Source organism: Prevotella sp. lc2012, assembly GCF_900107065.1.
Taxonomy (GTDB): Bacteria; Bacteroidota; Bacteroidia; order Bacteroidales; family Bacteroidaceae; genus Prevotella.
This window is the reverse complement of the sequence record NZ_FNUF01000007.1, coordinates 1-21,060: the sequence shown is the minus strand read 5'-3', so window position 1 is coordinate 21,060 and position 21,060 is coordinate 1. Positions and strand designations below refer to the sequence as shown.

Annotated in this window: 19 protein-coding genes; 13 read left to right on the top strand and 6 right to left on the bottom strand. The window is 49.9% G+C overall.

The window, feature by feature from the left end; genetic code table 11:
- Positions 1–75: 75 nt before the first annotated feature.
- The 6 genes from BLU99_RS11610 (at position 76) to rplI (ending at position 3,916) form a co-directional block, all read left to right on the top strand.
- Positions 76–1,632, top strand: coding sequence for a sensor histidine kinase (locus BLU99_RS11610; RefSeq protein ID WP_091902282.1), 1,557 nt, complete (start codon positions 76–78; stop codon positions 1,630–1,632).
- A 29-nt stretch (positions 1,633–1,661) separates the two neighbouring features.
- The gene (locus tag BLU99_RS11605; protein WP_091902281.1) at positions 1,662–2,360 is read left to right on the top strand and encodes a response regulator transcription factor RprY; all 699 of its coding nucleotides are present in this window, start codon (positions 1,662–1,664) and stop codon (positions 2,358–2,360) included.
- Positions 2,361–2,383: 23 nt separating this feature from the next.
- Positions 2,384–2,563 (top strand): hypothetical protein, encoded by a 180-nt coding sequence (locus BLU99_RS11600; protein ID WP_091902280.1) that lies wholly within the window; start codon positions 2,384–2,386, stop codon positions 2,561–2,563.
- 113 nt (positions 2,564–2,676) lie between these two features.
- A complete protein-coding gene (gene rpsF, locus BLU99_RS11595; RefSeq protein WP_091902279.1) occupies positions 2,677–3,021 on the top strand; it encodes a 30S ribosomal protein S6 in 345 nt (114 codons plus the stop codon).
- A gap of 3 nt (positions 3,022–3,024) precedes the next feature.
- Positions 3,025–3,291 carry a 30S ribosomal protein S18 gene (gene rpsR, locus BLU99_RS11590; RefSeq protein ID WP_013064765.1) on the top strand — a complete coding sequence of 89 codons (267 nt, stop codon included), beginning with the start codon at positions 3,025–3,027 and terminating at the stop codon, positions 3,289–3,291.
- Between the two features lie 22 nt (positions 3,292–3,313).
- Positions 3,314–3,916 carry a 50S ribosomal protein L9 gene (rplI, locus tag BLU99_RS11585; protein ID WP_091902278.1) on the top strand — a complete coding sequence of 201 codons (603 nt, stop codon included), beginning with the start codon at positions 3,314–3,316 and terminating at the stop codon, positions 3,914–3,916.
- A gap of 214 nt (positions 3,917–4,130) precedes the next feature.
- Here the strand turns inward: rplI and BLU99_RS12325 are convergent, their stop codons facing one another.
- Complete coding sequence (locus BLU99_RS12325) at positions 4,131–4,307, bottom strand: PG1828 family lipoprotein (protein ID WP_176771131.1); 177 nt, start codon at positions 4,305–4,307, stop codon at positions 4,131–4,133.
- 353 nt (positions 4,308–4,660) lie between these two features.
- Between BLU99_RS12325 and mtaB the strand changes: the two genes are divergently transcribed.
- A complete protein-coding gene (gene mtaB, locus BLU99_RS11580; protein WP_091902277.1) occupies positions 4,661–5,998 on the top strand; it encodes a tRNA (N(6)-L-threonylcarbamoyladenosine(37)-C(2))-methylthiotransferase MtaB in 1,338 nt (445 codons plus the stop codon).
- 28 nt (positions 5,999–6,026) lie between these two features.
- Entirely contained in the window at positions 6,027–7,046 is a 1,020-nt protein-coding gene (locus BLU99_RS11575; protein WP_091902276.1) for a glycosyltransferase family 2 protein, read from the top strand.
- Here the strand turns inward: BLU99_RS11575 and BLU99_RS11570 are convergent.
- The gene (locus BLU99_RS11570) at positions 7,043–8,299 is read right to left on the bottom strand and encodes a DUF4861 domain-containing protein (RefSeq protein WP_255397562.1); all 1,257 of its coding nucleotides are present in this window, start codon (positions 8,297–8,299) and stop codon (positions 7,043–7,045) included. The two genes, BLU99_RS11575 and BLU99_RS11570, sit on opposite strands and share 4 nt — an antisense overlap.
- Before the next feature lie 201 nt (positions 8,300–8,500).
- Here BLU99_RS11570 and BLU99_RS11565 point away from each other — a divergent pair, with 201 nt between their 5' ends.
- Positions 8,501–9,304 (top strand): gliding motility protein GldB-related protein, encoded by an 804-nt coding sequence (locus tag BLU99_RS11565; protein ID WP_091902275.1) that lies wholly within the window; start codon positions 8,501–8,503, stop codon positions 9,302–9,304.
- Here the strand turns inward: BLU99_RS11565 and BLU99_RS11560 are convergent.
- Complete coding sequence (locus BLU99_RS11560; protein ID WP_091902274.1) at positions 9,290–10,228, bottom strand: tRNA modification radical SAM protein MnmL/YtqA; 939 nt, start codon at positions 10,226–10,228, stop codon at positions 9,290–9,292. The two genes, BLU99_RS11565 and BLU99_RS11560, sit on opposite strands and share 15 nt — an antisense overlap.
- A 61-nt stretch (positions 10,229–10,289) precedes the next feature.
- Between BLU99_RS11560 and BLU99_RS11555 the strand changes: the two genes are divergently transcribed.
- From BLU99_RS11555 to BLU99_RS11545, 3 genes are all read left to right on the top strand, one after another.
- A complete protein-coding gene (locus BLU99_RS11555; protein ID WP_091902382.1) occupies positions 10,290–12,497 on the top strand; it encodes a S9 family peptidase in 2,208 nt (735 codons plus the stop codon).
- Complete coding sequence (locus BLU99_RS11550) at positions 12,494–13,654, top strand: DUF4861 family protein (protein ID WP_091902273.1); 1,161 nt, start codon at positions 12,494–12,496, stop codon at positions 13,652–13,654. Before BLU99_RS11555 ends, BLU99_RS11550 begins: the two co-directional genes overlap by 4 nt.
- An 80-nt stretch (positions 13,655–13,734) precedes the next feature.
- The gene (locus tag BLU99_RS11545) at positions 13,735–15,531 is read left to right on the top strand and encodes an Ig-like domain-containing protein (RefSeq protein WP_091902272.1); all 1,797 of its coding nucleotides are present in this window, start codon (positions 13,735–13,737) and stop codon (positions 15,529–15,531) included.
- Positions 15,532–15,607: 76 nt separating this feature from the next.
- On the opposite strand, the gene glyA is transcribed toward BLU99_RS11545, so the two are convergent.
- From glyA to pyrB, 3 genes are read right to left on the bottom strand one after another with little or no spacing between them, the layout of a single operon-like run.
- Positions 15,608–16,888, bottom strand: a complete 1,281-nt coding sequence (glyA, locus tag BLU99_RS11540) for a serine hydroxymethyltransferase (protein ID WP_091902271.1) — start codon at positions 16,886–16,888, stop codon at positions 15,608–15,610.
- Positions 16,889–16,926: 38 nt separating this feature from the next.
- Entirely contained in the window at positions 16,927–17,373 is a 447-nt protein-coding gene (locus BLU99_RS11535; RefSeq protein ID WP_091902270.1) for an aspartate carbamoyltransferase regulatory subunit, read from the bottom strand.
- 40 nt (positions 17,374–17,413) lie between these two features.
- The gene (gene pyrB / locus BLU99_RS11530; RefSeq protein WP_091902269.1) at positions 17,414–18,364 is read right to left on the bottom strand and encodes an aspartate carbamoyltransferase; all 951 of its coding nucleotides are present in this window, start codon (positions 18,362–18,364) and stop codon (positions 17,414–17,416) included.
- 118 nt (positions 18,365–18,482) lie between these two features.
- On the opposite strand from pyrB, the gene BLU99_RS11525 reads away from it, so the two are divergent.
- Positions 18,483–20,801, top strand: a complete 2,319-nt coding sequence (locus tag BLU99_RS11525) for a transglycosylase domain-containing protein (protein WP_091902268.1) — start codon at positions 18,483–18,485, stop codon at positions 20,799–20,801.
- Positions 20,802–21,060 lie beyond the last annotated feature (259 nt).

Below are 21,060 nucleotides of genomic sequence, written 5' to 3'. Positions count from 1 at the left end.
TTGTTTAAAATATGCGGGAAATAATTAACATAATAGAGACTGTTTTTTAAGAAATGGCATATCTTTGCTGCAGATATGAAGAAAAGTACAATTTGGATCATTGCGATAATCATGGGACTCTCGTTCGTGGGACTTCTCCTTCTTCAAATCTCCTATATCGAGGAGATGGCGAAGATGAAGAAAGAACAGTTTGATGAGTCTGTGAACCGTAGCCTCTACCAGGCATCGCGGAATCTGGAGATGAACGAGACGCTTCGTTATCTGGAGAAGGATGTCAGACAGACAGAACGTAGAGCTGTCAGACAGGATTCTGTCATGGTTGACGGACTCGACGGTACCATCAAACAGAGCCATCAGTTCGCAGTAGCTGCCGATGACGGAACGGTTTATTCCTCTTTCGAGTTGAAGACATTTGCCATCAAGCCGGCAAATGTACCTAAGGCTATGATCTTGCGTACTGACAAGAACTCTATCTCTGAGGCTTCTAAATCACTTCAGGAGATCGTTCGTAACCGCTATGTCTATCAGAAAGCACTGCTCGATGAAGTTGTATATAATATCCTCTATACGGCCAGTGACAAGCCCCTGAAGGAGCGTATCAATTTCAAACTCCTTGATCAGGATATCCGTGCCGAATTGATGAACAATGGTATTAATATCCCCTATCATTTTCGGGTGGAAACTGCCGATGGACGCGAGGTGTATCGTTGCCCGGACTATACAGAAGAAGGGGAGGAGTATACATATAAGCAGACTCTGTTCCGTAACGACCCGTCATCGAAGATGGGTGTGGTGAAGATCCACTTCCCTGACATGAACTCATATATATTCTCAAGTGTCAGGTTCATGATCCCTGCGATGGTTTTTACCGTTGTGCTGCTGCTCACGTTTATCTTCACGATCTTCGTCATCTTCAGACAGAAACGCTATACAGAGATTAAGAACGACTTTATCAATAATATGACGCATGAGCTGAAGACGCCAATCTCTAGTATCTCACTGGCAGCCCAGATGCTCAACGACGATTCGGTGGAGAAGAGCCAGCATATGATGAAACATCTGGGTGGCGTGATCAACGATGAGTCGAAGCGCTTACGCTTCCTGGTAGAGAAAGTACTCCAGATGTCGATGTTTGATCGCCAGACGGCTTCTTTCAAGAAGAAAGAACTCGACCTTAATGAGTTACTTGAATCAATTGCCGGTACTTTCTCCTTGCGTGTGGAACATACCGGTGGCAGGATATATACAGATATTGAGGCGGTGGATTCTGGCATATACGTCGATGAGGTGCATTTCCAGAATGCTATCACCAACCTGATGGACAATGCGGTGAAATACCGTAAGCCCGACCAGCCTCTTGACCTCTATATCCGCACGTGGAACGAGAGAGATCGCTTGTGCTTCAGCATCCGTGATACAGGACTTGGTATCAAGAAGGAGAATGTCAAGAAGATCTTCGACAAATTCTATCGCGTGCATACAGGAAATGTACATGATGTGAAAGGGTTCGGCTTGGGCCTTGCTTATGTGAAAAAGATCATCAATCTGCATGAGGGAGAGATCAAGTGCGAAAGCGAACTGGGGAAGGGCACAACGTTTACCGTGTCATTGCCGACATTAAAGGAAGACTAATTATTCACAATTTAATAAAGAGAACGATTATGGAAGAAAAACTGAAAATCTTGCTTTGCGAGGACGATGAGAACCTCGGAATGTTGCTTCGTGAGTATTTGCAGGCCAAAGGCTTTGTAGCAGAACTCTGTGCCGATGGTGAGGCTGGCTTTAAGGCTTTCCTCAAGGCCAAGTTTGATATCTGTGTGCTCGACGTGATGATGCCTAAGAAGGATGGCTTCACATTGGCTCAGGAGATTCGTGCAGCTAATGCGGATGTGCCCATTATCTTCCTCACTGCCAAGATACTGAAGGAAGATATCCTTGAAGGTTTCAAGCTCGGCGCTGATGACTACATTACCAAGCCTTTCTCTATGGAGGAGCTTGTATTCCGTATTGAAGCGATTCTTCGTCGTACCAAGGGAAAGAAGAGCAAGGAGTCTACCGTATATCATATCGGAAAGTTTACCTTCGATACCCAGAAGCAGTTGCTCACCATCGGAGATAAGCAGACAAAGCTCACAACGAAGGAGAACGAGTTGCTCGCTCTGCTTTGTAGTCATGCGAACGAGATCCTGCAGCGTGATTTCGCTCTAAAGACCATATGGATCGATGACAATTATTTCAATGCCCGTTCAATGGATGTCTATATCACGAAGTTGCGTAAGCATCTGAAAGAGGATAGTCAGATTGAGATTATCAATATCCATGGTAAGGGATACAAACTGATTACTCCAGAGGAGGAATAATCGATAGTTTGGAGTTGATAGATATGAAGACTCTGTTAGACTATATGGGAGTGGCGCTGATTGTAATCGGCGCCCTCCTTTTGATGATTAGTTATGTCGCAGGTTGGACCTCTTCCAACCTCATATTACTGGTCGGACTTTTGTTGGTCGTCTCTGGTGTGATTCTGCATATTCGGCAACAGAAAAAAGGTGGTAAATATTAAATAATCTTAAAAGTGGTCATAACTGTAATCTATAATCTATAAACTATAAACTAAAATTCGTACCTTTGCAGCCGCTTTAAGCACATTATTAATTTTTTATTTATTAACGTAGTATGAATCAATACGAAACCGTTTTCATTTTAACTCCCGTTTTGTCTGATGATCAGATGAAGGAAACGGCCGCAAAATTCAAGAAAGTCCTCACCGACAAAGGTGCAGAGATTATTAACGAAGAGGCCTGGGGATTGAAGAAGATGGCTTATGCTATCGAGAAGAAGTCTACAGGTTTCTACTGCCTGATAGAGTTCAAGGCTGAGCCTGAAGTGATTAAGACTCTGGAGACAGCTTTCCGTCGTGACGAGAAAGTAATCCGTTTCCAGACAGTTAAACTTGACAAGTATGCTGCAGAGTACGCCGAGAAGCGTCGCGCAAAGCTTGGTAAAAAAGAGGAGGCTTAAACTATGGCAGAGCAAAGTGAAATCCGTTATTTGACAGCTCCTTCTATCGACACGAAGAAGAAGAAGTATTGCCGTTTCAAGAAGAGCGGTATCAAGTACATTGACTACAAGGATCCCGAGTTCCTGAAGAAGTTCCTCAATGAGCAGGGTAAGATTCTTCCCCGCCGTATCACCGGAACATCTCTGAAGTATCAGCGTCGTGTGGCTCAGGCCGTGAAGCGTGCCCGCCAGATCGCACTGCTGCCTTACGTAACCGATTTGATGAAATAATTAAAGAGGAGGACGCAAGAATATGGAAATTATACTGAAAGAAGATATTATCGGTCTGGGATTCAAGAACGATATCGTGAACGTTAAGTCTGGTTACGGTCGCAACTACCTCATTCCTCAGGGAAAGGGTGTGATTGCTTCTCCGTCAGCTAAGAAGATCCTCGCAGAGAACCTGAAGCAGCAGGCTCACAAGTTGGCTGCCCTGAAGGCTGCTGCTGAGGAGAAGGCTGCCCAGCTTGCTGGTGTATCTCTTGAGATCGCAGCAAAGGTAAGTGCTACAGGTCAGCTTTATGGATCTGTTGGTGCTGCTCAGGTTGCCGACGAGCTTGCAAAGCTCGGCAAGGATGTTGACCGTAAGATTATCACCATGAAGGATGCCAAGAAGATTGGCGACTATGTAGCTCTGGTACACTTCCACAAGGAGGTTACTGTTGAGGTTCCTGTTAAGGTTGTAGCTGAGAATGCAGAGGAGCTGAAGGCTGCTGCTGAGGCTGATGCTGCTATCAAGGCTGCTGCTGAGGCAAGAGCTGCAAAGGCTGCTGAGGCAACAGAGGAGGAGGTTGATGCTGACGTTGAGGAGGCTATCGACGAGACCGCTGAGGTTGAGGCTCCTGCAGAGGCATAACTCATAGAATCTAAAAAACAATTAATAATTAATTATTGCTGTAAGGCATCATTATTTATTATGACGCAAGCGTCCCGAGGACATCAGTCCTCGGGATTTTTCATTTGGGATGGATGCTTAATTATCATATTCCCTCAGGTCTGAAAAGTATATACAAAAAAATACCGTTGGACATATGTCCAACGGCTTTTTCTCTCTAGTTCGTATGCTACTATTACTCAGCAACAACAGAGTCAGCTGCAGCAACAACAGAATCAACAGCGGTGCTGTCGATGATGCTGTCAACCTCTGCGATAGAGTCTGTGTCTACAACAGGAGCCTGAGCCTTGTTACCACAAGAAGCGAAAGAGATAGCAGCAACTGCTACGAACATGAATACCAATTTTTTCATTTTTTCTAAGCTTTTAAATCTGTAAAACAATCATTTGTTTATTAAAACGCTGCAAAGTTAAGCATATTTTTAATACGACGTATCATTTTTTTCGATTTTTTTTCGACATATTTTGTAACTTTTTCGCAAGTAATTGTAAATCAAACAAATATGAAATGTTAAAAAAGGTGCTTATAGGAGATGCTTTGGATAAACCTCCATATAATTGGCATTTTATGCACTTATTCGTATCTTTGACACTTCGTGTCTAAAGTGCTTTCGTTCGGAAATGAAAAGAAAAACAAGTTTTCCTTTTGCATTTCACTCACTTATTCGTACCTTTGTGCCCGAAAAAGGAAATACTTCTTGGTAAAATGATAGATACCTCAGCTTTTCAGGGCAAGACCGCAGCTTATTACACCTTAGGGTGCAAACTGAATTTCTCTGAGACATCCACCTTCGGTCGGATGCTTCAGGATATGGGCGTGCGGACTGTTCAGAAAGGACAAAGAGCCGACATCTGTCTGATCAACACCTGTTCGGTGACTGAGGTGGCTGACCATAAGTGTCGACAGGCTATCCGTCGGATGGTGCGTCAACATCCTGGTGCCTTTGTTGTTGTGACTGGATGTTATGCCCAGTTGGAGGCAGAACGGGTGGCTGCCATCGAAGGGGTCGACCTGGTGCTTGGCTCCAACGAGAAGGCTGTTTTGATACAGTATCTCTCAGAGGCATGGTCTAAGAAGACTGCCGATGAGAGTCTGCATCAATATTATAAGGTAAAGACGAAAGATATCAAGTCGTTTGCTCCTTCCTGTTCTCGCGGTAACCGTACGCGTTACTTCTTGAAAGTGCAGGATGGTTGTGACTATTTCTGTACGTATTGTACAATCCCGTATGCTCGTGGATTCAGTCGGAACCCGAGCATTGCTTCGTTGGTTGAGCAGGCCGAGGAGGCCGCTCGTGAGGGTGGTAAGGAGATTGTTCTGACGGGAGTGAATATTGGCGATTTCGGAAAAACCACCGGAGAGTCGTTTGTCGATTTGGTCAAGGCTCTTGATGCTGTAAAAGGAATACGCCGATATCGGATTAGTTCTTTGGAACCAGATCTGCTCTCCGACGAACTGATTGCCTATTGTGCGAAGAGTCGGGCGTTTATGCCACATTTCCATATCCCTTTGCAGAGTGGTAGTGATACGGTACTGAAACTGATGCACAGACATTACGACTCACAACTGTTTGCCGAAAAGATACAGAAAATCAAGACGGTGATGCCCGATGCTTTTATTGGTGTCGACGTGATGGTGGGATGTCGTGGAGAGACACCGGCATGTTTTGAGGAGACGTATGCGTTTCTCGATGGTCTGGATGTGACGCAGCTTCATGTGTTCCCTTACTCAGAACGCCCGGGTACTTCGGCTCTGAGTATTCCTTATGTCGTGAGCGACCGTGAGAAAAAAGAGCGTTCTAAGCGCTTGTTGGAACTTTCCGACCAGAAGACGGTTGATTTCTATCGCCGGCATATCGGACAGGAGGCTGAGGTGCTCTTCGAGAAGGCTCCTCGTGGTAGGGCCATGCATGGCTTTACCCGAAATTATATCCGTGTGGAACTTCCTCCTCAGGAGGCCGATCCAGAGTTGGACAACCAACTGGTGAAGGTGAGACTCGGTGAGCTCACTCGCGACCAGCAGGCTTTAAAGGTGAATCTGTAGGCTTATATATTATAATAGGTATGTGTGTATGGAAAAATTAGCGATTGTGATTCTTAACTGGAATGGCGAGAAGATGCTCAAAGAGTATTTGCCTACGGTGTTGCGCTATTCTTGCGACGAGGCGAAGGTTTATGTGGCTGATAATGCCTCAACCGACGGCTCACTCGAGATGCTAAGAAAGGATTTTCCCACATGTAGTCTGATTGAACTTGACAGAAACTGGGGTTTTGCCGAAGGATATAATAAGGCTCTGGCGCAAGTCGATGCAGAATATTTCCTCTTATTGAATTCAGATATCGAGGTGACACCCCATTGGCTGACACCTCTCATCGAATATATGGATGCTCATACGGATACGGCAATCTGTCAACCCAAACTGCTCTCGGTGTTCGAGAAAAATCGTTTCGAGTATGCCGGAGCGTGTGGTGGCTACCTCGACAAATACGGTTATCCTTTCTGTCGGGGACGGGTCTTCCAAACGGTTGAGGAAGACAAAGGACAGTTCAACGATCCGGCGGAGGTCCTTTGGGCCACTGGCGCGGCATTGATGATACGTTCAAAAGATTATTGGGAAGTCGGTGGCCTCGACGGCCGATTCTTCGCTCATAGCGAGGAGATCGATTTGTGCTGGCGTCTTCGCATCCGTGGACGGAAGGTCGTTTGTCTTCCCGACAGTCATGTGTACCATGTGGGAGGAGGAACTCTGCCGAAGGCAAATCCGATGAAGACCTTCCTGAACTTCCGTAATAATCTGACGATGCTTTATAAATGTCTGCCCGATGATGAACTGCGAGGTGTCATGCGCTGGCGCTGGTTCCTTGATTACCTGGCTGCGTGGGAGATGCTGATCCTGCAATGGAACATAGGCGACTTCAAGGCGGTATATCGGGCACGACGTGCCTTCCGGCAGTGGCGAAAAGAATTCCGTGCTGATCGAAAGGCCATCCAGGCATCACGAATAGGGAAAGCTGTACCAGAGCGGAAACCTTTCTCTTTGCTGTGGCAGTACTATGTGAAAAGACGACGTACCTTCGAGCAACTTCCTTAGTCGTGTCGCACGACGATGAGGGGCGTATCAACCTCTTTTTTCCATCTTCTGAGATAATCGAACCATTCTTGTGCCGAGTGGTATCCGAAGGTCTCGTTATCGGAACAGTAGACAACCTTGTAACTCAAGTGGTGCTTGTCCGTGCTATCGTTCACTGTCGACTCCTCATCCGACGTGCCGATAACGAACGCGTAATTGTCTTTATTTGCTTTTTCCTCACTTCTCACATATTTTATAGGAATATAGATACCGAGTCCTACGGTCTCACGCTTGAAGTTAATGGTATCGCTCGATGGCCAGTCGGTGCCCCAACAGGCGCGCAGACCATGTCCGTCGCTATACTCTTCAGAGCCTTTCACGTTGATGATACCTGTAGAGAACAGGTAGTCTGCAACCTCTTTGTTGAAGAACACATCCACATCCGTATCACGGTGACCGGCATATTGCGTGTATCGGATGGTCATATCTACCGCCGACTTGTCAGTATATGGCTGCCAACCTTTGTCCACAACTTCGACGATCGTTCGCAGTGGTCCATACGAGATGATACGTTGTGTACGACTGCGCACAGGATCAATCATCGTCGGCTGCTGTCCGTCCCATCCGCGGAAAGCACCAAGTCCGAAGGTGTTACCCACCCACAGCACATCGTCGCCATAGCCGGCTGCTTTCTGTTCTGCTGATGTATAGAACTGGGTGGCTTGGATCTCAAGGCGCTTTTGGAACTTTCCGTAGAGGTCGAGTGTCTGGCGCTTGTCGAAGTAGATGCGGATGCCGTTTAACTCACTCTCGAAGGTCACCCCGTGATGATGCTGGATATTATAGGAGTTGGCGCAGTCACCCCGTGCTGTGATCGACTCGATATAGTTGTCATGCTTGTTCTTCTCCTTCACCTTGTCGTTACGGATAAGCATCTCCGTATAGACACGGGCCGGATACTTCCGGGGCACTCCCTCGTCACAAAGAGTCACCTGATACGTCGTCTCCGTATGACCTTTACTGTCGACGAGGAAACACAACTCGTCATTCTCACCGTCCTGATCCAGGTCGTCAAGCTGGCAGGGAATTTCCTTCCCGTCTTTCTGCACGATCGCAGATGCCACACGACCGAACGACTTCAGGTCGATGACTACGGGCTGGTCTGTGCGGTCAGTCTTGGAGGTGTTGCGCATCAGGTATAAGACCGTCGTCTCTTCTGCCATGACTATAGAGACGAACGAGGCTGTTAGTGCCAGCATCAGTATTCTTTTCATTCTTTTCTTGAGATCTGTTTTAGTTCATACAAAAGTACGGAAAAAGGAGCAAATCCTTTATGATTTTTACACAAATAAACAGAAATGCGCAGGTTTTTATACGAATTTTTATCTTTTTTAGGTTAAAATTTTGTTTTGTGAACAATTATTGGTATATTTGCACTTGTTTTTAACAATCGTATAACATTCAGGATCGCTATCGTGCGCAAGGTATACTATATTCTGTTCGTCGTCATGCTGGTTTGCGTCAGCTGTGAATGGCAATTCAGGACCTCCGATGAGGGGGACGATACAATTGTCGTTGACCGCTATGACCGTATCCAGAGCCTATATCTGACAACAGGCGATTTCTCCGCCCTGCAGCAGATGAATACCTCTTACCCGATGCAGACGCGTACGTTGATCGAGGATGTGCTGCATATTGGTAAGGTGAACGACCAGCAGATCAATACCAAGTTCCTTCGGTTCTATCAAGACTCGACGTTGCAGGCACTGATATCAGAGGCTGAACAGCAGTATGCCAATATGGATGATATCAATAGCGAACTGACAAAGGCGTTTACCTATCTCCGGAAGAATATCCCCAATATGGAACTCCCTGAGGTATATGCGCAGATCGGTTCACTCGACCAGAGCATTATTGTCGGTAACAACACGATTGGCATTTGTCTCGATAAGTACTTAGGTTCCGACTATCCCCTTTACAAGCGTGCCGAATATGGGTATTCTGAGAGTCAACTTCAACTGATGACGCGCAGATATGTGGTGCCCGACTGTATCGGCTTCTACTTGCTGAGCATCTATCCTATGCCGCTTAACAGGGTTCTGACCCAGATGGAGCAGGACATCCATATCGGTAAGATTCAATGGACGGTCAACAAGGCGATGGGCGAAAACGTTTTCCAGTCGTTATATATCCGACTGGTCGACCGTTATATGAAGCGTAATAAGAATATGACGGTCGATCAGATGCTGCGGAATAACGAGTACTCAGATTTCCGCTAACTGTCCCTGATAGATTTCGTGCTTTTTCAGATAGTTCACCAGTAGGTGGGTGAACTCGTAGTTCTTGAGCCCCCAGTGTGGTGCTATGACCATCTCATGCGGCGCCTGCGACACGAAACGCTCCAGAACCAGATCCTTTCTCAGTCTTTGTATGTATTGGGCGATGAGTTGGATATACGCCTCGGCAGAGTATACATGGAAAGGCGACTGCTCATAGATCTCGGCCAGTCGTGTGCCGCGGATCACCTGCATCTGGTGGATCTTCAGAATGTCGAGGGGCAGGGCGGAGATGAGTGGTGCCTGACGGATACTCTCGGCTGCATCCTCCCCGGGTAGTCCTAGGATGATATGCCCGCCAGTCAGGATTCCCTGGGCATGTGTCCGTTCCACTGCCGTGCGTACATCCTCGAAGGTGTGTCCTCTATTGATGTATCTGAGGGTCTGCTCGTTGGCACTCTCAATGCCGTATTCCACGATGATAAAGGTCTGCCGACTCAGTCTTGCAAGATAGGCAAGGAGCTCATCCGATACACAGTCTGGTCGGGTACCGATGATGATGCCCACCACGTCCTCCACTGCCAATGCCTCTTCATAGCGTTCCTTGAGGGTCTCGAGGTCGGCATACGTGTTCGTATAGGTCTGGAAATAGGCCAGATATTTCATCTCGGGATATTTGTGTGCGAAGAATCGCTTCCCCTCTTCCAACTGCTGGGTGATGCCTTTTGTCCTACTGCAATAGCTGGGATTGAACGATCGGTTGTCACAATAGATACAACCTCCCGACGAGAGTCTCCCGTCACGGTTCGGACAAGTGAACCCTGCGTCTACCGAGATTTTCTGAACACGGAAGGGGAAACGGCCGCGAATCCATGTGCCATAGTCGTTATAATTATAATAAGGTATATTCACTTTATTTAATTCCATCCGTTTGCAAAGTTATGGAAAAAAACGCTATCTTTGCACGATCAATGAATAAAATATGAATATGAAGAAACTTTTTTTCCTGGCAGCAGTGATGGCATGTAGCCTGACGCCGTCAGTGGCTGGCGAGAAGCTGGATTTGAAACAGATCACCCGTGGTGAGTTCCGCTCGGAGTCGATGCAGGCTGTCTGTCCGATGGCCGACGGAGAGTCATATAGTCAGATATGCAACGATGGAAAACGCATCGTCAACTTCTCTTTCCGTACGGGAAAGCAGCTGAGCGTTTTGTTCGACGTGGAAACGGCTCGTGGCGAGAAGATCAGTCGGGTCGAAGGCTATATCATGGGTCCGGATGGCCGGTACATGCTCATACAGACAGCCACGAAACCCATCTATCGCCGCTCGTTCACTGCCGTCTATTATATCTATGATATCCGGAACAACAAACTGATGCCGCTCAGCGATGGCGGTCCGCAGCAGACGCCGGTATTCTCACCCGACGGCAATCTGATTGCCTTCGTTCGCGATAATAATATCCACCTCGTCAAGCTCCTGTACGGTAATGCCGAGAGTCAGGTGACCAAGGACGGGAAGTTCAATGAGGTGATCAACGGCATCCCCGACTGGGTGTATGAGGAGGAGTTCTCCACGAACTCGTCGATGGTGTTCACGGCCGACTCCAAGCAGATTGTTTGGATACGTTACGATGAGCGTGCCGTGAAGCAGTTTACCTTGCAGCTGTTCAAGGGACTGGCTCCCGAACGGAAGGAGTTCGCCGAGTATCCCGGCGAATATACCTATAAGTATCCTGTTCCCGGTCAGACCAATTCCGAGGTCAGCGTTTATAGCTACGACATCAAGTCACACCAGACACGGAAGATCAATCTCCCGTTGGATGCCGATGGTTATATCCCACGTATCAAGGCCACCAGCGATCCCTCTAAGGTTGCCATCTTCACCATGAACCGTCACCAGGATATGCTTCGCATCTATATGGCTAACCCCTTGTCAACGATATGTCAGTTGGCTATCGAAGACAAGGTCGACAAGTATATCAAGGAAGAGACATTTGAAGAGGTGAAGATCACCGACAAGCATATCCTCCTGCCCAGTGAGCGCGATGGTTATAACCATCTCTATCTCTACAACCTGAACGGTCAACTGGTCCGACAAATTGTGAAAGACCGTTATGTGGTGAATCACGTGTATGGCTATGATGAGCAGACGGGCGACACCTATTTCTCGGCCAACCCCAATGGTGCTACCGATCAGCAGGTGATGGTGGCTCATGCCAACGGTAAGACGGAGATCCTCTCCCAGAAGGGCGGTGTGAACAACGCCATCTTCAGTACAAACCTCAAATACTTCATTAATATATGGAGCAGTATGGATCATCCGGCTCAGTACACGCTCTGCCAACAGAACGGAAAGGTGCTGCAGACGCTGATCGATAATCAGGCGCTTGTTAAGAAACTGGCTGCCTATGACTTAGGAAAGAAAGAGCTCTTCTCCTTTACTACATCCGAAGGCGTCGTCTTGAACGGATGGATGGTCAAGCCGGCCGACTTCGACCCGTCGAAACGCTATCCGGTCATCATGTATCAGTATGGTGGTCCCGGCAACCAACAGGTGATGAACGAGTGGGGCATCGGCATGAACGGCAATGGTGCCATCCTCGAACAGTACCTGGCTCAACAGGGCTATGTGTGTGTCTGTGTCGACAACCGAGGTACGGGCGGCCGTGGCGCTGAGTTCGAGAAATGTACATACCTCCGTCTGGGCGAGCTCGAAGCCCGCGATCAGGTGGAAACGGCACTATGGCTCGGCCAACAGTCGTATGTCGACAAAGACCGTATCGGCATCTGGGGATGGTCGTACGGCGGTTGGAACACGCTGATGTCCATGTCTGAGGGGCGCCCCGTCTTCCGTGCCGGAGTGGCCATCGCTCCTCCGACCTGCTGGCGCTTCTACGACTCGATCTATACCGAACGGTATATGCGTACGCCACAGGAGAACCAGCAAGGCTACGACGAGGTGAACCCCATCTCCCGTGCCCCACAACTGCATGGTGCTCTTCTCCTCTGCCATGGTCTGGCCGACGATAATGTGCATTACCAGAATACGGCAGAGTATGTCGAGGCCTTAGTGCAGGCCGACAAGGATTTCCGTCAGCTTGTCTATACCAACCGGAATCATAGCATCTTTGGTGGTAACACCCGTTATCACCTGTTCCGTCAGGCCGTCAATCATTTCAATAGCGAACTGCGATGAGCACGTTTCTTTCTTTGCTGGCTGCGGTCTTCTTGACCGTCGAGGTGGCCAACACCTCAGATGAATATCGTGAACAGGTGGTGGAGTTACCTCTGGACAGTGTCTTGCAACAGCTCGGAACGACTGCCGACAGTCTTCGGGTGACGGAGGCCGTCGGACTCGACGTGCCTTTCCAACTCACTCACGACGGGAAACTCCTGATTGAAGCGGCGGTCCGCAAGGGTGGGGTGGCTTGTTTCACCATCTCCAAGGGACAGCCTCAGACGTTCCCCATGGTATGCCATGGGGCCCTTCATCCCGAACGGAAGGATGACTTTGCATGGGAGAACGACCGTGGCGCCTACCGGGTCTACGGACCGGCACTTGAGCGCACGGGCGAGCGCTCGTTCGGCATCGATGTGTGGACGAAGAACACACCGGAGCTAGTGGTCGATCAGCGCTTCTATGTCGAGGATATTGTCATGATGCCTACCGTCGATTCACTGCGCCGTGTTGATCGCCATCGGGGCGACTCCCTCTATCGCACCATTTCCTATCATCATGATCATGGGCGTGGTCTCGACCCCTATAAGGTGGGAGCCACACTGGGATGCGGGGCACCGGCACTGATGGTTGCCGACAGTATCGTCATGCCTTATTGCTTTGAGCGTTATGAGGTGCTCGACGAAGGTCCGCTACGCTTCACCGTCCGTCTGACACAGAGTCCGCGGGTGGTCTGTGGCGATACGATCCGCGAGCATCGGGTCATCACCCTCGACAAAGGCTCAAACTTCAATCGGATGACGGTCTCCTACGACGGTCTGTCCCGTCCTGTCGCCTTCTGCTCTGGAGTGGTCGTCCAGCGTGAGGATCCCGAGCCTGTGGTTCTGGGACGCGACTTCGTGTCGTATACCGATCCGACCGATCAGCCCAATGTGCATCATGCCCCGTTATATGTGGCCGTGCTTTTCCCCGAGGGGACGGTGACTACCCGTCAACAGCAGCAGCATGCCCTGGGTGTGCTCCCTCAATACCGGGGTGAGCCGTATACCTATTACTTCGGTTCAGCCTGGGCAAAGTACGATGTGCGTACGCCGCAGGAATGGGAGGCGCGGATAGCATGGTATCTGCGTATGCTCCGTCATCCCTTGCAGGTCACATTGAAAAAAAATAATTAAATAATGTGGCAAATCGTGCCCGTTTTATAAAAAGTTTGTATCTTTGCAGCCGATTAGGTAACAATTATAACAAGTGAATCATGAAGACAATCAAGTATTTAAGGATATTTCTGCTGATCACGGTGCTCGGCATAGGGCTCTCTTCCTGTGGTGAGGATGAATATCATACCCGCCTGCACGAGCTCATTCTTAATGATCTGACAGGTGAAAAGGGATTTGACAAAGAAGGTGTGTATATCCCTACCGAGAAGACGGCATACGAGAAGGTGTACCGCAATGAGGATCTCTCCAACTATGCTGCTACGACCGATGCCAGTTGGTGTCATGCGACGATCGAGGCCGACCAGTCTCTGCTGCGTGTGTCGGTCGACCCGAACGACACGTTCGACGACCGTGTCGCTACCGTTACAATCTCCGATATCAAGGATGGCGTGACCTCACGTACCTTCCAGGTGTCGCAGAAACAGTGCGATGTCATCATGATTGGCGAGGGTGAGTACGAGGTGGCTTCCGAAGGCGGAACGGTTGAGATCACCGTTGAGAGTAATGTCGACTATACTGTCGAGATCCTCGATGCCGACTGGGTCACGCTGCCTAACAACGCGACTCGCGGCCTTGTCACCTCTACGGTGGTGCTCGAGGTTGCCAGAAACGATAGCGAGGAAGAGAGAACGGCCACGGTAAGGATCGTGGACAACAGAACGGGTGTCGAGGACATCACCACCATCTTCCAGCATTTCGATCCGAAGTTCAGTGTCGTGAAGAACAGCTATACCATCGACGAATTCGGTGGTACCGTCAGCATCTACGTCCAGACGAACGTCTCGTTCGATACCGATCTCAACCCCGAGGATAGTTGGATATCGTCGGAAGGTCGTGAGTCGAAGCCTGAGCTTGATCTGGTCATCCAGCGCCTGACAGTCGCTCCTCTCACCACGAAGGTACCGAGTCGTACAACGACTGTGACGCTGAAGAACACCACGTGGGATTTCTCTGAGAAGATTACGATCACGCAGACCAGGAACCTCTATATCAATGACGAGGACTTCCAGTTGTATACCACCCAGACCAAGAAGTTGAATCTGCACAATGCCAATGGTGAGGCTGTCTCTTGGAAGTCGTCTAACACCTCTGTGGCAACGGTCGACAGCGAAGGACTGGTTGAGGCTGTGGGTGCTGGTACGGCAACGATCACGGTCACCTCACCCGACCAGAAGCATACCGACAATGTCAAGGTGACGGTTGTCGCACCGAAGGATCTGGACGACAAGCTGGCTACGGCATGGGAATCTAATAACTTCACGAAGGGTGATACGACGGTGGTAGAAAAACTGTCATCTACCATCACCAACAATAGTGACTTCGATATCCAGATGACGAAGTGCACGCTCTTCCGCGACGGTAAGGAGCTGAAGACTGTAACGTACGATGCAACCACTGGCGCACTGGCCAGCAAGGGCAGTTTGAAGGCCGAGTTCGCCGATCTGGTCATGTACGAAGAGGTTGAGGTCGAGGTGCCCGATCCAGAGACCGTAGAAGGTGAGGAGGGCGAGAACAGCGAGAATGCCGATAATGGCAACAGCTCGTCGACCACCGGTGGTGGTGATGCACCCGCTTCTACAAGAAGAGCTCGTACCAGGGCTATCGTTAAGACACTCCAGATCGACCTCAGTCCACATATCTATTATGTGGTGTGGGAGTACAGCTATTATGGTGAGAACTTCATCTACCGTACCGACGACCATGTCGCTACGGCAAAGGTAGAGAGTAGTGCCGCTGGTGCTCGCAGGAGCACCCGTGCCGTTGCCCACACGAAGACTGCCAGCCGTACGAAGACCGTTGCTCGCCCGGCGAGCCGTCCTCGTACCAGAAGATAACGAACGTCGATAACCAGACAATAAAGGGGGCAGCCATCTGGCTGCCCCCTCTTTTTATCATGATGCGATTGAGTGCTTAGTAAGCGAAGAGAGGATAGTCCTTCATCTTCTCGTTCACACGAGCACGAACCGATGCGATCACCTCTGGGTTCTCGGGATCGTTGAGTACCTCCTCAATCCATGCAGCAATCTGAATCATCAGATCCTCTTTAGCACCACGGGTAGTGATAGCCGGTGTACCCAGACGGATACCAGAGGTCTGGAAGGCGCTACGACTGTCGAACGGCACCATGTTCTTGTTCACGGTGATGTCGGCGGCAACGAGTGCGTTCTCTGCAACCTTACCGGTCAGGTCGGGATACTTCGTACGGAGGTCAACCAGCATCGAGTGGTTGTCGGTACCGCCGCTCACGATGGCGAAGCCACGCTTAATCAACTCGTCGGCCAGAACCTTGGCGTTCTTCTGAACCTGCTTAGCCCACTCCTTGAACTCAGGCTGCAGAGCCTCACCGAAGGCTACGGCCTTGGCAGCGATGACATGCTCCAGCGGACCGCCCTGCTGACCAGGGAAGACAGCTGAGTTGAGCAGCTGACTCATCATCTTCGTTACACCCTTCGGTGTCTTTAGACCCCATGGGTTCTCGAAGTCCTTACCCATCAGGATGATACCACCACGCGGACCACGGAGAGTTTTGTGTGTCGTAGAGGTCACGATGTGTGCCCACTTCACGGGGTTCTCCAGCAGACCAGCGGCAATCAGACCGGCGGGGTGTGCCATATCGATCATCAGCAGAGCGCCCACCTTGTCGGCGATCTCACGCATACGCTTGTAGTCCCATTCGCGGCTGTAAGCAGAGCCACCACCGATAATCAGCTTGGGCTTGTGCTCCAGGGCCAGGGCCTCCATCTCGTCGTAGTCCACGCGACCGGTCTCCTGGTTCAGGTTATAGCCCACGGGCTTATACAGGATACCACTGGTGTTCACCAGTGAACCATGTGAGAGGTGTCCGCCATGTGCGAGGTTCAGACCCATGAAGGTATCACCGGGCTGCAGAACGGCCAGCAGAACGGCTGCGTTAGCCTGTGCACCGGAGTGGGGCTGTACGTTAGCGTACTCTGCGCCGAAGAGCTTGCATACACGGTCGATGGCAAGCTGCTCCACCTCGTCGACCACCTGACAACCGCCGTAGTAACGGTGTCCAGGATAGCCCTCAGCGTATTTGTTGGTCAGGTAACTGCCCATGGCTTCCATGACCTGGTCGCTCACGAAGTTCTCACTGGCGATCAGCTCGATGCCCTTAAGCTGGCGCTGATGCTCTTTCTCAATCAACTCGAAGATTGTGTTGTCTCTGTTCATTGTCTTTGTTTATGGGGTTTTTAAAATTCTTCAATCCTTCAACACAGTTCCACCTTATTAATATCCTGCTCCTTCTCGCAGTAGCGACAAGTCAGAACACCGTTGGCCACATGGAAATGGGTAGCCATGGGCTCGTTGTTCGTGATGCATTTGGGGTTGTTACACTTAACGATACCCTTGATCTCCTCGGGTGTCACCACGGCCTTCTTCTCCACCACCTCATAGTCGCGTATGATGCTGAGAATCACGTTCGGAGCCACCACGGAGAGTCTTGATATTTCATCGTCGGTGAAGAACTTATCGCTCACCTTGATGATACCCTTGCATCCCACCTTCTTTGATGGGTAGTTGAATCCGATGGTGACGGGCGTCTTCAGTTCAAACAGTCCGAGCAGACTTGCCACCTGGTATGTCTTCTCAGTTGGAATGTGATCAATCACTGTTCCGTGCTCAATCGCAGCTACTAAGCGTTCTTTCTTATTCATAATCCTCAATCCCTATAAAGGTAATCAAAACTCTCAACTCTTAACCCTCAATGATCGTCTTGTCATTCTTCACTTTGTCGAGCGTGATGCCCAGCACATCGCAGAAGATAGCCTCACGGGCAAAGAGACCGTTGCCCGCCTGCTGAATATAGTAGGCATGCGGGTTGTCGTCCACCTCGTAGGCGATCTCGTTGACACGAGGCAGTGGGTGCAATATCTTCATGTTGGGCTTGGCATACTTCAGCATGTCGTTGTTCAGCACATACACGTTCTTCACCCGCTCATACTCCATCAGGTCGGAGAAGCGTTCTTTCTGTACACGAGTCATATAGAGGATATCCGCATCGGCGATAATCTTCTCGTTGAAGGCTGTATGCTCCTGATACTTGATACCATGCTCTTTACAGTATATCTTGTATTCGATAGGCATGGCCAGTTCCTTAGGAGCCACGAAATGGAAAGTCGGGTTGAAGTGGCGCATGGCCATCAGCAGGGAGTGTACGGTACGGCCGTATTTCAGGTCGCCCACCATATAGATATTCAGGTTCTCCAGCGTGCCCTGTGTCTTATAGATAGAGTAGAGGTCGAGCATGCACTGTGAGGGATGCTGGTGGGCACCGTCGCCGGCGTTCACGATAGGTATCGGAGCTACCTCGGCGGCATACTGTGCGGCGCCCTCGATGAAGTGACGCATCACAATCACGTCGGCATAGTTGGATACCATCAGGATGGTGTCTTTCAGTGTCTCTCCTTTTGTGCCACTGGTGATCTTGGGGTCTGCGAAGCCGATGACACGTGCACCGAGACGGTTGGCGGCGGTCTCAAAACTCAGACGGGTGCGGGTCGATGGTTCGAAGAAAAGGGTTGCCACGACTTTCCCCTTCAGCAGTTCCCGGTTGGGGTGTTTCTCAAACTCCTCTGCCATCTCAATCATGTAGAGAATCTTCTCACGAGTGAGATCGGCAATGGTCACAAAATTATGCTTTTCCATCCGTTCTTTTGTTTTTGTTTGCGCAAAATTACACAATATTTCTGATTTCCGTGCGATAATTTGAAAGAAAATCGTAATTTTGCATCAAGATACTGAAAAAAGTAAAGAAATCGATCATATGAGAAAGCTTTTTGTCTATTTTCTTTGGACATTGTTGACAATATCAGTGCTAGGAACCGTTTTTGCTTTCTATGCGATAGACAAAGGATGGATAGGTTACATGCCACCTGTTGAGGACCTTCAGAACCCGATCAACCGCTTCGCCACGCAGATATATTCTGCCGATGGAAAGATCATGGGAACGTGGAACTATAACCGTGAAAACCGCGTGATGGTCGACTACTCCAAACTGCCCACTTCTTTGGTGCAGGCACTCGTTGCCACAGAGGATGTTCGTTTCTACGATCATTCCGGCATCGACTTCTACGCCCTCGGACGTGCCATCATCAAGCGCGGCGTGTTAGGGCAGAAGAGTGCCGGTGGTGGTTCCACCATCACCCAGCAGTTGGCCAAGCAGCTCTATTCCGAGCGGGCAAAGTCCACCATGGAACGTCTGTTTCAGAAACCGATAGAGTGGGTGATCGCCGTCAAGTTGGAGCGTAACTACACCAAGGACGAGATCATCACCATGTACCTCAACTATTTCGACTTCCTGCATAATGCCGTCGGCATCAAGGTTGCTGCCGACACCTATTTTAGTAAGGAGCCGAAGGATCTCACCGTCACCGAGGCGGCCACCCTCGTGGGCCTCTGTAAGAACCCCTCATACTATAACCCCGTCAGATACCCCGATCGGAGTCGCGACCGTCGTAATGTCGTGCTCGGCCAGATGCTGAAGGCGGGCTATCTCAGTGAGGCCGACTACGAGAAATATTGTGCCGAGCCACTCACGCTGAAGTTCCATGTCTCCGACCACCGCGACGGTATCGCTGTCTATTTCCGTGAGTTCCTCAGGAAGTACATGACTGCCAAGAAGCCCGATCGTGCCCTCTATCCGTCGTGGAACATGGTGAAGTTCTACAACGACTCCATCAACTGGGAGACCGACCCGCTCTATGGCTGGTGCAACAAGAACAGGAAGCGCAATGGCGACTACTATAGCATCTATACAGATGGTCTGAAGGTCTATACCACCATCGACTCTAAGATGCAGCAGTATGCCGAGCAGGCTGCCTACCAGCATGTGGTGAAATACCTGCAGCCGGCCTTCGCTGCCGAGAACCAGAAGAAAGCGAATGCGCCCTATTCGTCGAACCTCACTCCTGAGCAGGTGCGACAGATTATCAACCGCTCCATCCGACAGAGCGAGCGCTATCGTGTGCTCCATGAGAGTGGTGCGTCAGAGGATGAGATCCAGAAGTCGTTCCGCACGCCGGTACGTATGACGGTGTTCACCTATCATGGAGAGATTGACACGACGATGACGCCGATCGACTCGATCCGCTATTACAAGTCGTTCCTCCGCACCGGCTTCGTCAGCGTGTGCCCGCAGAACGGACATGTCAAGGCTTATGTCGGTGGTTTGAACTACGAGCACTTTGCATATGATATGGTTTCGGAGGGTCGCCGTCAGGTCGGCTCTACCATCAAACCCTATCTCTATTCGTTGGCCATGGAGAACGGATTCTCACCGTGCGACGAGGCGCCCAACGTGCAGCAGACCTATATGGTGGCCGGCCGTCCTTGGACACCGCGCAACGGCAGTCGTGCCCGTTACGGAGAGATGGTCACCTTGAAGTGGGGACTCCAGCAGTCGAACAACTGGATCTCTGCCTACCTGATGAGTAAGCTCAGTCCGCAGGCCTTCGTCGACCTGCTGCGTGAGTACGGCATCCGCAATCCCGAGATCCATCCCTCGATGTCGCTCTGTCTGGGTCCGTGCGATATCAGTGTGGCCGAGATGGCCAGCGCCTATACCGCCTTTGTCAACCACGGTATTCGTGCCGCCCTGATGTACGTGACGAAGATCGAGGATGGCGAGGGTAATGTCATCGCACAGTTCCAGCCCCGCATGAACGAGGTCATCAGTGAGGAGAGTGCCCATAAGATGCTCTATATGCTGCAGGCCGTCGTCGATGGCGGTACCGCTGGTCGTCTGCGCTTCAAGTATGGCCTGAAAGGTAGCATTGCAGGTAAGACCGGTACCACCAATAACAATAGTGACGCCTGGTTTATGGGCATCACCCCGACGTTGGTGAACGCCTGCTGGGTGGGTGGCGACGATCGCGACATCCACTTCAACACCATGTTCTACGGTCAGGGCGCATCTATGGCCCTGCCCATCTTCGCCCTCTACATGCAGAAGGTTTATGCCGATCCGCAGTTGGGTTACAACGAGGATGCCACCTTCGATCTGCCTGCCGGCTACGACCCCTGTTCCTTCGTCGACGAAGCACTCGAAAGCAGCGATAACGACTTCGAAGAGCTCTTTGAGTGAGATATAATATATAAGGTACTCCCTTCAAATGTAATAATTCCCGAAAAGTTTTTGCTTCTCGGGAATTTTTCTTCTTTAAAATTTGGATGGTATCAAAATTTGTCGTACCTTTGCATCCGCTTTCGCCTAAAAATCTAGGCTGAGGCAAACAAAAGAGAGTTCTTTGAAAGATTTACATAGACAGAAGTAGTACAAGAAGCGAGAGCATTGTAGTGATGCTCTTGGGTAGAAGAAACGAACCGTTTATTCTTTTAAACAA